The 15,404-nt window shown below is 63.6% G+C and carries 12 protein-coding genes; 9 read left to right on the forward strand and 3 right to left on the reverse strand.

Going from position 1 to position 15,404, the window contains the following annotated elements:
• The first annotated feature begins 70 nt into the window (after nt 1–70).
• The gene (locus tag ACEN98_RS23255; RefSeq protein ID WP_036237358.1) at nt 71–250 is read left to right on the forward strand and encodes a CsbD family protein; all 180 of its coding nucleotides are present in this window, start codon (nt 71–73) and stop codon (nt 248–250) included.
• Between the two features lie 59 nt (nt 251–309).
• On the opposite strand, the gene ACEN98_RS23260 is transcribed toward ACEN98_RS23255, so the two are convergent.
• The 3 genes from ACEN98_RS23260 to ACEN98_RS23270 all read right to left on the reverse strand — a co-directional run bounded on the left by ACEN98_RS23260 (nt 310) and on the right by ACEN98_RS23270 (nt 5,404).
• Nucleotides 310–2,529 (reverse strand): alpha/beta fold hydrolase, encoded by a 2,220-nt coding sequence (locus ACEN98_RS23260; RefSeq protein WP_413387303.1) that lies wholly within the window; start codon nt 2,527–2,529, stop codon nt 310–312.
• 413 nt (nt 2,530–2,942) lie between these two features.
• A complete protein-coding gene (locus ACEN98_RS23265; RefSeq protein ID WP_413387304.1) occupies nt 2,943–4,349 on the reverse strand; it encodes an MATE family efflux transporter in 1,407 nt (468 codons plus the stop codon).
• A gap of 149 nt (nt 4,350–4,498) precedes the next feature.
• Complete coding sequence (locus ACEN98_RS23270; RefSeq protein WP_413387305.1) at nt 4,499–5,404, reverse strand: c-type cytochrome; 906 nt, start codon at nt 5,402–5,404, stop codon at nt 4,499–4,501.
• Nucleotides 5,405–5,510: 106 nt separating this feature from the next.
• Between ACEN98_RS23270 and ACEN98_RS23275 the strand changes: the two genes are divergently transcribed.
• The 8 genes from ACEN98_RS23275 to ACEN98_RS23310 all read left to right on the forward strand — a co-directional run bounded on the left by ACEN98_RS23275 (nt 5,511) and on the right by ACEN98_RS23310 (nt 15,160).
• Complete coding sequence (locus tag ACEN98_RS23275) at nt 5,511–5,855, forward strand: hypothetical protein (protein ID WP_413387306.1); 345 nt, start codon at nt 5,511–5,513, stop codon at nt 5,853–5,855.
• A 124-nt stretch (nt 5,856–5,979) separates the two neighbouring features.
• Nucleotides 5,980–6,918: a DnaJ C-terminal domain-containing protein gene (locus tag ACEN98_RS23280; protein ID WP_413387307.1), complete on the forward strand. Its 939-nt coding sequence runs from the start codon at nt 5,980–5,982 to the stop codon at nt 6,916–6,918.
• Nucleotides 6,919–6,921: 3 nt separating this feature from the next.
• Complete coding sequence (locus ACEN98_RS23285; protein WP_258850413.1) at nt 6,922–7,230, forward strand: chaperone modulator CbpM; 309 nt, start codon at nt 6,922–6,924, stop codon at nt 7,228–7,230.
• A gap of 86 nt (nt 7,231–7,316) precedes the next feature.
• Nucleotides 7,317–8,648, forward strand: a complete 1,332-nt coding sequence (locus tag ACEN98_RS23290) for an Nramp family divalent metal transporter (RefSeq protein WP_413387309.1) — start codon at nt 7,317–7,319, stop codon at nt 8,646–8,648.
• Between the two features lie 79 nt (nt 8,649–8,727).
• Nucleotides 8,728–9,315 carry a type 1 glutamine amidotransferase domain-containing protein gene (locus tag ACEN98_RS23295; protein ID WP_056129148.1) on the forward strand — a complete coding sequence of 196 codons (588 nt, stop codon included), beginning with the start codon at nt 8,728–8,730 and terminating at the stop codon, nt 9,313–9,315.
• 77 nt (nt 9,316–9,392) lie between these two features.
• On the forward strand, nt 9,393–9,971 hold the full coding sequence (locus tag ACEN98_RS23300; RefSeq protein ID WP_413387310.1) for a helix-turn-helix domain-containing protein: 579 nt from the start codon (nt 9,393–9,395) through the stop codon (nt 9,969–9,971).
• A gap of 2 nt (nt 9,972–9,973) precedes the next feature.
• A complete protein-coding gene (locus tag ACEN98_RS23305; protein WP_413387311.1) occupies nt 9,974–10,489 on the forward strand; it encodes an N-acetyltransferase family protein in 516 nt (171 codons plus the stop codon).
• Between the two features lie 309 nt (nt 10,490–10,798).
• Nucleotides 10,799–15,160: an EAL domain-containing protein gene (locus tag ACEN98_RS23310; RefSeq protein WP_413387312.1), complete on the forward strand. Its 4,362-nt coding sequence runs from the start codon at nt 10,799–10,801 to the stop codon at nt 15,158–15,160.
• The last annotated feature ends 244 nt before the right edge of the window (nt 15,161–15,404 follow it).

The raw sequence follows: 15,404 nt of genomic DNA on the forward strand, positions 1-15,404 counted from the left end.
CGTGCGCTAACTGAGCCATACGGGCGCGGGCGCTACGATGGTGTCGAACTTTGAACGAAAGGAGAACACCATGAATTCGGACCAGATCAACGGCAAACTGCAAGACATCGGCGGCAAGATCCAGGAGGAGGCCGGCAAGATCGTCGGCAGCCCGGAGCAGCAGGTGAAAGGCTTGCAGAACCAGGTCGAAGGCAAGACCCAGGAAAAGCTGGGCGACCTGAAGGAAAAAATCCACGACGCCACCAAATAAGCTGGCGCCAAGAAAAATCGGCCGCACTTGCGACCGATTTTTTTATTGGGAAACGAATCTTACTTCGGCGCGGTCCCGCCCAGGTTCTTCTTGAAGAACGCCTCGATCAGGCCATACACGTGACGTTGCCCCGCGCGCGACGAAATGCCGTGCTTGGCACCCGGATACGTCATCAACTCGAAGCGCACGTTGCGGTTGACGAGCGCGTCGATCAGGCGTGTCGAGTTCGTGAACAGCACGTTGTCGTCGGCCATGCCGTGTACCAGCAGCAGCGGCGACTTCAGGCCGTCCAGGTGCGCGAACACGCCGCTGCGCTCGTACGCGGCCGGATCCGCCTGCGGCGTCGCGCCCACGAACTGCTCGGTGTAGTGCGTGTCGTACAGCGCCCAGTCCGTCACGGGCGCCACCGACACGCCCATCGCGATCTTGTCCGAGCCAGCCTCCAGCAGGCGCAGGGTCATGAAGCCGCCATAGCTCCAGCCGAACACGCCCACGCGCTTCGGATCGACGAAGCGTTGTTGCGCCAGCCAGTCGATGCCCGTCAGCTGGTCTTCGACTTCATGCGCGCCGAGGTTGCCGTAGATGACGTCGGTGAACGCGCGCTCGCGGCGCGACGAACCGCGGTTGTCCAGCACGAACACGACGAAGCCCTGCTGGGCCATGTACTGGTTGAACAGGTTGCCCCACTGGCGCGTGACGCGCTGCGAATGCGGGCCGCCGTACGTGAACAGGAAGACCGGGTAGCGCTTCGTGGCGTCGAAGTTGGCCGGCTTGATCATCGAGTAGTACAGTGTCTGGCCGTCGTGCGCCTTGATGCTGCCGTATTCCGTTGGCAGGTGATCCTTCGCGTAGTTCGCGTACGGGTGCTGGGCGTTCAGCTCGTTGTGTTCGAGCCACTCGACCATGCTGCCGTCCGCGCGGCGGATCGACACTTGCGGCGGCGTGTCCGGATCGGAGAACGTGTCCACGAAAATCTTGCCATTGCGGGCGAACACGTCTTCGTGCCAGCCGTCCTGCTTCGTCAGGCGGACCGGCTTGTTCGCATTGCTGCCGTCGAGGTTCAGCACATACGTCTGCTTGTCGATGACGGCATCCTTGTTCGACGCGATATAGACCTTGCCGGCCTGCTCGTCGACGGCGAGGATGTTGTCGACGCCCCATTCGCCGCTCGAGATCGGGTGCAGCAGCTTGCCCGACAGGTCGTACAGGTACAGGTGCTTGCGGCCGCTGCGCTCGGAGGCCCAGATGAAGGCCTTCTGGCGGCCGAGGAAGCGCAGGTCGTCGTGGATGCTGACCCAGGTTTTCGACGTTTCCGTCAGCAGCGGGCGCTGGGTCAGCGTGGCCGCGTCGACGGCGACGAGATCGAGACGCTTCTGGTCGCGCGACTGGCGCTGGTAGACGAGGGTCCTGGCATCCGCGCTCCAGTCGGCGCGCACGAGGTAGATGTCATTCTCGGGACCGAGGTCGACCTTCTTCTGCGCGCCCGTCGCCGGGTTCACGATCATCAGGTCGATCTCGACGTTCTTCGCGCCGGCGGCGGGGTAGCGCTGGTCGATGACTTCCGTGCGGTCCGCGAAGATCTCGAAGCGGCGCGCGACGGGCACCTGCGCCTCGTCGTAGCGGCGGTAGGCGATGGCCGAATCGTCCGGGGCCCAGTAATAGCCCGTGTGCTGGTCCATCTCTTCCTGCGCGACGAATTCCGCTTCGCCGTTGTGCACGGTGTCCTTGCCGTCCGTCGTCAGCTGGCGCTCCTGGCCCGTCGTGAGGTCGATGACGAACAGGTTCTGGTCGCGCACGTACGAGACGTAGCGGCCCTTCGGCGAAATCTTCGGATCGCCGACATTGCCGGACGCGACCTTGCGTGCGCCTTCCGGCCGGTTCACGTCGACGAGGTACAGGTCGCCCGCGATCGGCACGAGCAGCTGCTTGCCGTCCGGCGACCAGCTATAGCTCAGGATGCCGGACAGGCTGGCCGTGCGGGCACGCTCGCGCCTTGCCTTTTCTTCCAGCGACAGGTTTTCGTTCGGGACCAGCTGCTTGGAGTCGACCAGGCGGTGCGTGGTCTTGTCCTTCATGTTGAATTCCCACAGGTCCAGCTGGAACTGGTTGTCGGTGCGTCCGCGCAGGAAGGTCACGCGTTCGCCGTCGGGCGAGACGCGCAGGCTGCGGACGCCTGGACCGGCCAACGCCGGGTCGGCGTGGATACGGTCCAGCGTCAGCCGTTCCGCCGATGCGGGAACGACCGACAATGCGGCTAAAAGGCAGAGAAAAAGGCGCATGGGGGCTCTTGGGTAAAGAATTAAGAAATTATTCTTGTGCAACGGCGGAACGATACCAGAGTCGTCCGCGAAACGCTGTAAAGACGGCGGGCGGGAAGGAAGGGATGATGGACGAACTGTAATGTTTGCATCTGCTGCAATGCACTATGATCATTTCGTCGGCACCCCAATGCCGACAATAGGATGAAACTCTCTCCTAGGGTTACGCCGATGGATTCCCCGTCCATCGGCTTTTTTTTGCTTTAGATTCGGGGTCAGAGCACATTTTCGATCAATGTGTCGCTGGACAAAATCGCTGCGAGGACACCCGGCGCTTGCAACAGGAAGTGCAAGCGGGCTTGGGCCACCATTAAAGCTTGCTTCAAGGATTGTGCACAAAAAAGTGCTCTGACCCCGAATTTATGACCCCGAGTTTATGCGTGGTCGCGGATGCGCAGCTTGGAAAGTTGATTCAGCGACCATGCCAGCAACACGGCGGCCACGGTCAGGCCCAGCACGAGGCCGATCCAGAAGCCGGTCGCGGCCATCGGCTTGCCCGGCGACCACGGGAACCAGTCCGGCGCGAGGCCCAGGATCCAGCCGACGGGCAGGGCCACGCCCCAGAACGCGATCATCTGGATCACCATCGGCGAGCGCGTCACCTTGTAGCCGCGGATGGCCGAGGCGGCCGCGACCTGCGTGGAATCGGACAGCTGGAACAGCGCGGCGAACAGCAGCAGCATCACGCACGTGGCCTGGACGGCCGCGTCGGACGTGTACATCGCCGCGATCTGCCAGCGGAAGAGGGCGATGCCGATGGCCGACATCAGGCCGAACGCGATGCACATGCCCGTACCCACCCAGGCGACGAAACGCGCGCGCACCGGATTGCCTTCACCCATCGCCTGGCCCACGCGCGTGAGCGCGCCGATGCCGAAGCTCAGCGGCACCATGAACACGAGCGACACGAAGTTCAGCGCGATCTGGTGCGCCGACACCTCGATCACGCCGAAGCGCGCCACGAGCAGGCTGATGATGCCGAACGCGCTGACCTCGGCGAAGTGCGTGACGCCGATCGGCAGGCCCAGGCGCAGCATGCTGCCGATCTCTTTCCAGTTCGGGCCTTCCCAGTGCGCGAACGGATACGTCTGCCGGTACGCGCTGGACAACCTGATCCACACGACCATCGCGCCCAGCATCAGCCACATGCCGCTGGCCGTCGACACGGCACAGCCCAGCGCGCCCAGTTTCGGCAAGCCGAACTCGCCGAAGATGAACAGCCAGTTCATGCCGATGTTGTACAGGAGGCCGCAGAGCGCGATGATCATGATCGGCTTGGTCTGGTTGATGCTCGTCGTATAGCCGTACAGCGCGCGGTAGCAGGCGAACGCGGGCATGCCGAGGCTGATGATGTGCAGGAAGCTTGAGGCGCGGTCCGCGACGGCCTGGTCCAGGCCGATGTGATCGAACACGAGCGTGCACAGGTTTGCCGCGAGACAGCCCGCGACGCCGACGCCGAGACCCATCCACAGCGATTCGCGCACGGAGTGGGAAATGCGGTCGAAGCGGGCGGCGCCCATCTCGTGCGAGACGACCGAGTTCACGGCCATCATGATGCCCATGACGGTGACGAGGATGATCGACCACACGGACGTGCCGAGCGACACTGCGGCGAGCTCTTCAGCGCTGACGTGGCCCGTCATGGCGACGTCCGCCACGCCCATGCCGACGGTCGCGAGCTGGCCCACGAGCATGGGCCACGAGAGCCGCCACAAGGTGGCGATCTCGGTGCGGACGGGATGCGGTGCAAGGGCGCCGGCGCTGGACAGGTTGGACGTCATGGATCGGTTTGCTGGGGAAACCGATCATTTTACTTCCAACCCGTCATTCCCGCGCAGGCGGGAATCCAAGCTGAGTTTCCGAAGTCGGCTCAGGTTGCACTGACTAACATGTACAGAATTTTGTTGCTCAGCATGGGCGGGAACGACAACTAGCGCTGCGCCAGGGTCGTCCCCGGTACCGATTTCAGGTAGGCATACAGCGCCCGCATGTCCGTCTCGTTCATCTGCCGGAACGACCCAAACGGCATCACGGGACTGATCGCGCTGCCGTCCGGCCGGTGGCCCGTCCGCAGCATGGCCATGAACGCGTCCGCCGTCGGATAGCGGTTCATCGCGCTGCCCTTGCCGGGTGCCAGCCGCGCGGCGGGCGGCCAGGACGGCGGGGCGCCGGGGACGCGGCCGCCGGCCAGGTCCGCGCCGTGGCAGCCGGTGCACGTGGCGGCGACATAGGCGCCATACGCCGGCGTGACGGCGGCCGGCACGGCCTGCGGCGGCGCGAGGGCGTGGTCGATCTTTTCGGACGCATCCTTGATCACGCCGAACGCGTACAGCGCCTTCACGGGCACCGGCACGTCGATGACGGCCTTCGCGCCGGACACGGGCCGCATCTGTTCCAGGAAGGCGACGAGGGCGGCCATGTCTTCGTCGCTGAGGCGGCTGTAATCCTCGCTGGGCATGATCATGACGGGATTGCCGTTCGGCTTGACGCCATGGCGCACGGTGCGCACCCAGTCGATCACGCGGTAGCGTGCCGTGGTGCCGTTCGGGCCCGCCGTGATGTTGGGGGCGACGACGAGCATGGCGCCGTCGCGCACGACCGTCCTGCCGGCGCCGTCCGCGCCATGGCACTCGGCGCAGCCGCGCGTGTTGTACAGGTAGCGGCCGTGGTCGACGCGGGCGACGTCGGGTACGACGTCGAGCGGACGCGCCTGCAACGCGATGCTGCGCGCCATCTTGCGTTCCCCCAGCACCTTGCCGACGCCAGCCGTGGCGACCCCCAGCAGGGCGAGTGCCGCCAATGCGATGCTCGTGCGCTTGACCCATTTGCTCACCATGACTCTCTCCTTGTTGGACGAACGGCAACACGAGGAATCTAGCACTGCCGTTTTTGGCCGGATACTGGTTGAAATGCTAAGCACGGCCAGAGGGACGTGATGAGGCATGCATCAAGCATGCGTCATTGATTTATTGGGTAGTGAAGTCGCGGCACAACTAAAACATTCGCTTTTTTTGGGTGAGGTGGCCGTGGATCATTCGATAGGCAATCTGGTCAATTCTCCTCGAGTCGTGAATCAGGTCGACCGCCGCAAAGCCTTGGAGGAACTGGGTTTTATTTGTCCGCCCGAGACCGATACACCGTGTTGCTACGACGGAAGTGCAAAATCGATCATCGTGAGCGCGGATCGAAAAGGCACGACAAGATTCGTCACTAAAGTGCATATTCAAGCACTGTTGAGCGATCGTGTGGTTAAGGTGGAGAGCCACATTTCAAAAACTGATTTTTAAGGGAGGCATGCCGGGATACCGAGCTTCTTGTCATCCCGCGCCAGGAAGAGGCGTAGTTGAAAAGCAAGCCCCCCGCCACAACTTACGGGACATTCAACTATCCAACCGATCCAGGAGCAAGCTCGTGGAATACAAGGACTATTACCAGACGCTTGGTGTCGAGAAAACGGCGACCCAGGACGACATCAAGAAGGCTTACCGCAAGCTGGTGCGGCAGTACCACCCCGACGTCAGCAAGCACAAGGACGCGGACGCGAAGACCAAGGAAATCAACGAGGCCTACGACGTGCTGGGCGACGCCGAAAAGCGTGCGGCCTACGACGAACTGGGCCGCGGGCACCGTCCCGGCCAGGGCTTCCAGCCGCCGCCGGACTGGGGCACGCAGTTCGATTTCGGCGGTGCCGGCGGGGACGATTTCTTCAACGACCTGTTCGCCCACGTGGGCCGGCGCTCGCGCGCGGGCGGGGGCGCGCACGCGGGCGGCGGCGGGTTCCAGATGCCCGGCGAGGACATCCATGCGGCGATTTCCATCGACCTGCGCGACGCCTACCAGGGCGCCACGCGCACGGTCAGCCTGCGCGTTCCGCAGCACGATGCACAGGGCCGCACGACGATGCAGGACAAGACCCTCAGCGTGAACATCCCGAAAGGCGTCACGCCGGGCCAGCAGCTGCGCATGCGGGGGCAGGGGCATCCGGGATTCGGCGGCGGGCCGGCCGGCGACCTGTATCTGGAAATCCAGCTGAACCCCGACCCGCGCTATCGCGTCGAAGGGACACACGTGTACCAGGACGTGCCGGTGGCGCCGTGGGAAGCGGCGCTCGGTGCGAGCATCTCGGTGCCCACGCCGTCCGGCACGGTCGAGGTGACGGTGCCGCCGGGGTCGCAGAGCGGACGCAAGCTGCGTTTGAAAGGACGCGGCATTCCGGCCAGGACGCCGGGCGATCTGTACCTGATGCTGAACGTGGTGCTGCCGCCCGCCACCAGCGACCGTGCGCGCGAGCTGTACGAGGCGATGGCGCGCGACCTTGCCTTCAATCCACGCGAACGCATAGGAGCCTGAACGATGCATGACGATATTCTCACCGGCGTGCTGCTGGACGACGTGGCGCTGACGCTCGACGAACTGGCGCGCGCCTGCAACGTGGAGACCGACTGGGTCGTGCGCCACGTGCAGGCGGGCGTGCTGGGCGGCGAGACCAGCGTGCAGGTGACGAGCTGGCGTTTCCGCAGCGGCGACCTGGCACGGGCCCGGCGCCTGCTGCGCGTCGAACGCGACTTCGACGCCAACGAGGACCTCGCCGCGCTCGTGGTCGACATGGCCGACGAGATCCGCCGCCTGCGCGCCCGCATGCGCGTGCTCGGCATCGACTGAAGGTCCGGCCGCCTGCGGGCACCGGCCTTATGGCGGGCGCGGCGGGACACGGTGTGCGCCAGACTCACCGTGCTATCTTGCCCGCTATGCTCAAACTACCGACCAACGCCACCGCACCGTTCTGCCCATCGGAAGTCTCCGGCACCGTCAGCGTGCCCGAGAACGATCCGCTGTGGAAAAAGATCCTGCGCTATGCGGGCCCCGGCCTGCTGGTGTCGGTCGGCTACATGGACCCGGGCAACTGGGCGACCGCCATCCAAGGCGGCTCGCAATTCGGCTACGACCTGCTGTTCGTCGTCGTTCTGTCCAGCCTGGCGGCCATCGTGCTGCAATGCCTGAGCATGCGGCTCGGCATCGTCACGGGCAAGGATCTCGCCGTACATTGCCGCGAACAATATTCGCCGGTGCACGCGAAAGGCTTGTGGGCGTTCGCCGAACTGTCGATCATCGCGTGCGACCTGGCTGAAGTGCTCGGCTGCGCGCTCGCGTTCCATCTGCTGCTGGGCGTGTCGCTGCCCGTCGGCGTGGCACTGACTGCCCTCGACACCATCATCGTGCTGGGCCTGAAAGGGAAGGGCTTCCGTCAACTGGAAGCCATCGTGCTGGGCCTCATCGCGACGATCGCCATCTGCCTGTTCACGGAGCTGTTCCTCGTCGACCCGGACCCGCGCGCCGTCCTGGCGGGCCTCGTGCCGTCGCTGGAAAAGGTGGGCCAGCGCGACGCGCTGTACCTCGCCATCGGCATCCTCGGCGCCACCGTCATGCCGCACAACCTGTACCTGCACTCGTCCGTCGTGCAGACGCGCGTCCTGCGCCACGACCTCAACCAGGACGGCGCCCACCTGGCCGAAGCGATCAAGCTGTCGCGCATCGACACGGTCGTGTCGCTGCTGCTGGCGCTGTTCATCAACGGCGCCATCCTCGTGCTGGCCGCGGCCGCGTTCCATAAACCGGGCGGCGGCAATGTGATGGACATCGACCAGGCCTATTACCTGCTGGCCCCCGTCGCCGGCACGGCGGCCGCGGCGATCCTGTTCGGCCTGGCGCTGCTGGCGTCCGGCCAGAGCTCGACGTTCACCGGCACCATCGCCGGCCAGGTCATCATGGAAGGCTTCCTGAAACTCAGGATTCCCTGCTGGCAGCGCCGCCTGATCACGCGCGGCCTGGCGCTGGGGCCGGCGATGATCGGCGTGCTCACGCTGGGCGACCACGCCATCGGCAAGATGCTCGTCGGCAGCCAGGTCGTGCTGAGCCTGCAGCTGCCGTTCGCCATGTACCCGCTGATCCGCCTGACGGGCCGCCGCGACCTGATGGGGCAGTTCGGCAACAAGTGGTGGACCACGGTGCTGTCGTGGTTCCTGTTCGTCGTGATTTCCTCCGCCAACGCATGGATGGTGTGGCAGGCGCTGTCCGCCTGATTCGCCGCGTGCGACGCGCCCCGCCAGCCCTGCCTAGAATGGTCGATCGTCCTCATACGTTCGACCAAAAGGAGTTTATATGGAACAAGTTGCCAACAAGCCTTTGCAAGGCAAGCGCGTCGCCATGCTCATGACGGATGGCGTGGAACAGATCGAGTACACGAGCCCGCGCTCTTTCCTGGAAGAGCAGGGCGCCACCGTCGTGTTGCTGTCGCCGAAGGCCGCCGGCGACGAAGTGCAGGGTTTTAATCACATGCAGCCGGCCGACCGCTTCAAGGTCGAGATGAACGTGCGCGACGCGAAACCGGCGGACTTCGACGGGCTCGTGCTGCCGGGCGGCGTCGCCAATCCGGATCAACTGCGCCTCAGCAAGGAAGCCATCGATTTCATCCGCGACTTCGATGCCGAGGACAAGATGGTCGCGGCCATCTGCCACGGTCCGTGGACGCTGATCGACGCGGGCATCGCCACCGGCAAGCATCTCACCAGCTGGCCCAGCCTGAAGCGCGACCTGATGAATGCAGGCGCCGAGTGGTCGGATGAGGAAGTCGTGCTGGATGCCCGGCTGGTTACGAGCCGCAAGCCGGATGATCTGCCCGCCTTCAACGACATGTTGTTGAAGGAATTGCTCGTGGCGCCAGGGACGGACCCTGGGCCGACGTCGTAGTCGATGTATCCAATAAACTGGAGAACTAATCCAGAATAGTTGACGTCTTATCTTTCATATTGGAGAATACATCCACTATGAAAGATGACTCTACCGTTAACGAACGCATCGCCCAGCAGGTGCGCCTCCTCCGCAGCGAGCGCGGCCTGTCGCTCGATGCCTTGTCGACCCAGTGCGGCGTGAGCCGTTCGATGCTGTCGTTGATCGAGCGGGGCGAGACGAGCCCGACGGCCGTCGTGCTCGACAAGCTCGCGGCCGGCCTCGGCGTGCCGCTCGCATCGCTGTTCGACGACCCGGCGCGCAAAGCCGAGCCTGTCTCACGCCATGCCGACCAGGTCACGTGGCGGGATCCGCATTCCGGCTATCTGCGCCGCAATGTATCGCCCGAAGGATTCCAGTCGCCGACACGCATCGTCGACGTGGAGTTTCCGCCGCGGACGCGCGTGACGTACGAGGCCGGTCCCCGCACGCCCGCCGTGCTGCAACAGATCTGGATCCTCGAAGGCCGCATGCAGATCACGTACGGCAGCGAATCCTGGCTGCTGGAGACGGGCGACTGCCTCGTCATTCCCCTCGACGCACCGAATTCCTTCCACAACCCCGGGGACGTGCCGGCGCGCTACGCCGTCGTCCTTACCACGCTTGGCAGGAGCTGATCATGAGTTGCCGCGTACGCCGTATCCATTCGCTGACCGATCCCGACATCGAAGGCCTGGCGGCCGTTCTCTTCGACTGTGTCGAGGGTGGAGCGTCCGTCGGGTTCATGCAGCCATACACGCTGGGGCAGGCGCTCGGCTGGTGGCGCGGGCTCGCGGCCGACGTCGAGTCTGGCCGGCGCGCGCTGCTCGTCGCCGAGGACGAGCACGGCATCGTGGGCACCGTCCACCTCGTGCTGGCGATGCCGGACAACCAGCCGCATCGGGCGGACCTGTGCAAGATGCTCGTCATGCGGCGGGCGCGCAAGCAGGGCGTCGGCGCGGCGCTGATGGATGCGGCGGAGCGGGAAGCGCGGTCGCTCGGCAAGACGCTGCTGGTGCTGGATACGGCCAGCGCCGAGGCGGAGCGCCTGTACGCGCGCATGGGGTGGACGCGGTTGGGTGTCGTGCCCGGCTTTGCGTTGCTGCCGGAAGGCGGGCTGTGCGATACGACGTTTTTTTATCGCGAGCTCGTCTGAGTGGAGCGGGTGTCTCCCCAGCGGTTTCATCCTTTGCAAGAATAATATTGAGCATAAATGCGACATTTTTTCTTCTTCGTGGAAAGGCATTTATGTTTCCCGTGGGAATCTATGTAAAATGTAAGCCGTGGTTTTGGCGGGCAATGTGCTGTTGTTGACGATATGACGTGGTCGGAAATGCCATGCAAGATGTCCGTGACTGGACTGCGCCGCCGCCGTCCTGGATAGCGCCGGTCCAATCAAAGGCTATCTAACGGTATCGCGCGGTCGTTGCGCCGGCGATGCCCTTCCGGATAAGAAGGTCGCTGAGTGAGCTCCAAATCGATCGGCCTGCCATTGCAGGTTTTTTCCCGACTTCCGTTGCCTGGACAGCTCGCCCTCATTGCGGCAGTTATCTTGCCTTGCCTGTGGGCCGTCGTGATCGCGTCGTTACACGGCACCTATGAGAAAACCTTGGCCGAGGCCGCCAAGGACAGCAATAACATTGCGCGTCTGTTCGCTGAAGAAGTCAATTCTTCCATCAACATGATCGACCTGGCGGCGATCGACCTGCGCGAACGATGGCTCGACGACCCGGACAGGTTTGATGACCACGTGCGCAAGCGTCAGGCGATTCTCGAAAAACCCGTGGCATTTCAAGTAAGTATCATCGACGCCACAGGGCACCTGGCATATTCGAGCGTGGACCGCTCGGCGCCGCGGCTCGATTTGAGCGACCGCGAGCACTTTCGCACCCATCTGGCCGGGATCGACAAGCTGTTCGTCAGCCGCCCGGTGAAGGGCCGGGTGTCGGGACGGGGAAGTATCCAGTTCACCCGTCCATTGCTGGCCGGCGGGAAGCGTTTCGCAGGCGTGATCGTGTTGTCGGTGGCACCGGAGTACTTCACCCGGTTTTCGGGGAAGCTGCAACTTGGCGCGCACGGGACAGTCGCCCTGGTTCGCTCTGACGGTACAATTGTCGCGCGCGAGCCGGCGGTGTCGTCCGAGCCGCGCAACGTACTGAGGACCATGCCGGACTTCGGCGTGATGGGCACGGAAACACTGATGTATTCACGCGCCTCGCAGATCGACGGTGTCGTTCGACTCTATGCCTGGCGTGTATTGCCGAAGAAGGCCTTGGCCGTGGCGGTCGGCCGTAGCCGCGATGAAATCCTCGAATCGTATGTCCGGCAGCGGAACCTGGTGTTGGGCGGCGCCTGTGGGCTGTCCATCCTGATTGTCCTGATCGGTTACAGCGTGTTGTCCGGAATGCGCGACCGTGCCCGCGCCCGGGCCGCGCTCGAGGAGAGCGAGTTTCGCTGGAAATATGCGCTCGAAGGCGCGGGCGATGGTGTCTGGGATTGGGACGGCCGGACCGATACGGTGTACTTTTCACACCGCTGGCGCGAGATGCTCGGCTATGGTGACGCCGAGATCCGGACCGGGAAACAATGGGAAAGCCTGATCCACCCGGAGGACCGTGGACGGGTTCTCGACGCCACGGCGAGGTTGGTGGCCGGGCTGGTGCCGACCTACGCGATGGAATACCGCATGCGGGCGAAGGATGGTAGCTGGCGCTGGATCTTCAGTCGCGGCATGGCCGTCGGTACCGATGCGGGCGGACAGGCGGCGCGGGTGATCGGGACCCATACTGACTTGACCGATCGTAAGCTGCGGGAAGAGACGCTCCTTCAGATGGAGCAGATGCACGCCGCGCAGGCCCTGTTTCAAAGCGAACAGCGTTTTCACCAGCTTGCCGATGCGATGCCGCAAATCGTATGGACTGCCGACCCTGATGGTGCGATCGATTACGCCAACAGTTGGGTGCATGCCTACACGGGACTGGTCGAGAAGATCGATGCCGACAACTGGGTCACGATACTGCACCCGGACGACGTTGCGCCGACGCTGCGCATCTGGGAGGCGTCGCTCGTCTCGGGCGCCATCTTCGAGACCGAATACCGCGTGTTTCGCAGCGCCGACCAGAGCTATCGCTGGCATCAGGTGCGTGCCATACCGATCCGGGACGAACACGGTACGATCGTAAAATGGTACGGCACCACCACCGACAACCATGACACGCGGTTGGCGAACGACGAAATCCGCAGGCTCGCACACCGGCTCGGCACCACGCTCGAAAGCATCACGGAGGCATTCCTCACAGTCGATCTGGACTGGAGATTTACGTACGTCAATAAGGAAACCGAGCGCCTGCTTCAGCGTGATCGCCAGCAATTGCTTGGACGAATGTTATGGCAGGAATATCCGGCGCTCGTCGGCGGCATCGCCGATACCGAATTTCGAAGGGCCATGCATGAACATTGCACGGTCGAATTCGATATTTACTTCCCGCCGCTGAATCGCTGGTTCAAGGTTCGTGCCTATCCTTCATCGGAAGGGCTTGCCGTATATTGCCGCGACATCAGCGCGAGCCGGCGTCTGCAGAAGTTCAAGAACGAGCAGATGAAATTGCTGGAACGGATGGCACTGGGGGCGCCGTTGCCGGAGCTCCTGGAACTTGCCACGCACATTGTCGAGTCGTCCGGAAATGCAATGCACTGTGCCGTGATGTTGCTGGGTGCGGACGGCGCCGCCTTCGAACACGTTGTCGCGCCAAGTCTTCCGGCTTCGCTACGAGGCATCCTGAACGAATTCGACGTCGATGAGGTATTGCCACCGGACCGACGCGCACGGCTGCAAGCCGGGCCGGTCTTCGTTGCCGACGTGGGGGAAGATCCGGGCTGGACTGGCGCGCACGATGCGGCCGCACTGCATGCGGATCGTGCCTGCTGGTGGTATGGCATTCGCTCCGGGCAGGACCGGCTGCTCGGTACACTCGCGGTGTTCACCGAAGCCGGACGCGTGCCCGATCAGGGCGAAATGGAGATCCTTGGCCTGTGCGCCCACACGGTCAGCATCGCGGTCGAACGACTTCACATTGAACGCAAGGCACGCGCCAGCGAGGACCAGCTTGCATATCAGTCGAATTACGACACCCTGACGGGACTTGCCAACCGTAATCTGCTTTGCGATAGGACAAGTCAAACGATGGCACGGGCCCTGAGCCGGGGCGAACAGGCCTGGCTTGTCTGTATCGATCTCGACCGCTTCGCCCTGGTCAACGAAACGCTGGGCCACGAAGCCGGCGACCTGGTCCTGCAAGAGACAGCGGCGCGCCTGAGAACGGCACTGGGGCCGAACGATACGGCCGCGCGCACCGGTGGCGATGAATTTGTGCTGGTGCTCGCCGATACACCCGACGAGCACGCCGCGATCAATACCGTCCAGCGCGTCATGGCCGCGCTGCGCGATCCGATCAAGGTCGGGGAGCACGAGCATTTCCTGAGCTGCACGTCCGGGTTGTCGGTATTTCCGGCCGACGGCGACACGGCGAACGCCTTGATCAAGAATGCCCACATCGCGATGCAGCGTGCCAAGGAAGCAGGCGGTGGCGAGCTGCAGTTTTATACGGCGTCGATGAAAGCGCGCGCGATGGAACGCCTGCGGCTCGAGGGCGACCTGCGGCATGCCGTCCAGCGGGGCGAATTGCTGTTGCATTACCAGCCACAAGTCGACGTGCGCACCGGTCGGATCGTTGGCGTGGAAGCGCTGCTGCGCTGGGCGCATCCCGAACTCGGCATGATGTCGCCCGACCGGTTCATCGACCTGGCGGAACAAACCGGGCTCATCGTCCCGATCGGCACGTGGGTATTGCGGACCGCGTGCGCGGACGCCAGGCGTTGGCATGATGCCGGCTGGGAGGGCCTGCGCGTGGGCGTCAACCTGTCGGGCAAGCAATTCTACCAGCCGGATCTGATCGAGGTCGTGACAGGGGTCCTGGCGGAATCAGGGCTCGCGGCACGCTACCTGGACATCGAGCTGACGGAAGGCCTGGTCATGACCGACATCGACCACGCACTCGCCACCATGAATACGCTCAAGGGGCTCGGCGTACAACTGTCGCTGGACGACTTCGGCACCGGCTACTCCAGCCTGTCGTACCTGAAGCGCTTCCCGATCGATGTGCTGAAGATCGACAAGTCGTTCGTCAGGGACATTACCACCGATCCGGACGCGGCGGCGATCGCGCGGTCCATCATTTCGCTTGCCCAAAGCCTGCAATTGCAAGTCATCGCGGAAGGCGTGGAAACCCAGGAACAGCTCAGCTATCTGACCACGTACCGTTGCGACCAGATCCAGGGCTATTATTTCAGCCGTCCGGTTCCGGCCGCGGCATTCGAGCAGTTGCTGCGCGAGGAGCGGGCGCTGCCGGTGGCGTGTCCTGACGAACAGGTGCGGACGCTGCTGCTCGTTGACGACGACCCTGGCGTCAGCGCGGCATTGCGCCGGCTTCTGCGCCGCCAGGGCTATCGGGTACTGCACGCGGCAAGCGGAGAGGAAGGTTTGAGCCTGCTTGCCTTGAACGACGTCCAGGTCGTCATCTCCGACCAGCGCATGCCCGGCATGATGGGTATCGAATTCCTGTCGCGCGTCAAGCAGATTCACCCGAAGGTTATCCGGATCATGTTGTCGGGCTACACGGCGGTCGACGCGATCATCGAAGCGACCAATAGCGGCGCCGTATTCCGGTTCCACACGAAGCCTTGGGATGACGAGGCCTTATGTGCGAGTATCGCCGACGCATTCCGTTATCACTGGCTGATGCGCAATGCGGAAACTGCGGAGGCGTGAGGAGCCGGTATCGCATAGAACAAAAGCCCCACCGGCTTGCGCCGGCGGGGCTTTTATTTGAATACCGGTGGAGGCGGAGTCTACCGAACCGTGGCGCGGCAGCGTCTATGAAAACAAGGGGGTAAGTCGGTACAACGATGTTCAAGATACCGCCAAAAATACCACCAAGATCGACTAGCTCGGCCTGTCGGTCGGCCACGACGATCATCGCGCCAAGCAGCGCGACCGGCCACTGTACCCCATG

Source organism: Massilia sp. CT11-137 (assembly GCF_047302885.1).
GTDB classification, from domain to species: domain Bacteria; phylum Pseudomonadota; class Gammaproteobacteria; order Burkholderiales; family Burkholderiaceae_D; genus Telluria; species Telluria orientalis.

Bases quoted from the DNA above. Each gene is read 5' to 3' on its own strand.
- ACEN98_RS23255 (WP_036237358.1), top strand. From the start codon at position 71: ATGAATTCGGACCAGATCAACGGCAAACTGCAAGACATCGGCGGCAAG.
- ACEN98_RS23260 (WP_413387303.1), bottom strand. From the start codon at position 2,529: ATGCGCCTTTTTCTCTGCCTTTTAGCCGCATTGTCGGTCGTTCCCGCA.
- ACEN98_RS23265 (WP_413387304.1), bottom strand. From the start codon at position 4,349: ATGACGTCCAACCTGTCCAGCGCCGGCGCCCTTGCACCGCATCCCGTC.
- ACEN98_RS23270 (WP_413387305.1), bottom strand. From the start codon at position 5,404: ATGGTGAGCAAATGGGTCAAGCGCACGAGCATCGCATTGGCGGCACTC.
- ACEN98_RS23275 (WP_413387306.1), top strand. From the start codon at position 5,511: ATGCATCAAGCATGCGTCATTGATTTATTGGGTAGTGAAGTCGCGGCA.
- ACEN98_RS23285 (WP_258850413.1), top strand. From the start codon at position 6,922: ATGCATGACGATATTCTCACCGGCGTGCTGCTGGACGACGTGGCGCTG.
- ACEN98_RS23290 (WP_413387309.1), top strand. From the start codon at position 7,317: ATGCTCAAACTACCGACCAACGCCACCGCACCGTTCTGCCCATCGGAA.
- ACEN98_RS23295 (WP_056129148.1), top strand. From the start codon at position 8,728: ATGGAACAAGTTGCCAACAAGCCTTTGCAAGGCAAGCGCGTCGCCATG.
- ACEN98_RS23300 (WP_413387310.1), top strand. From the start codon at position 9,393: ATGAAAGATGACTCTACCGTTAACGAACGCATCGCCCAGCAGGTGCGC.
- ACEN98_RS23305 (WP_413387311.1), top strand. From the start codon at position 9,974: ATGAGTTGCCGCGTACGCCGTATCCATTCGCTGACCGATCCCGACATC.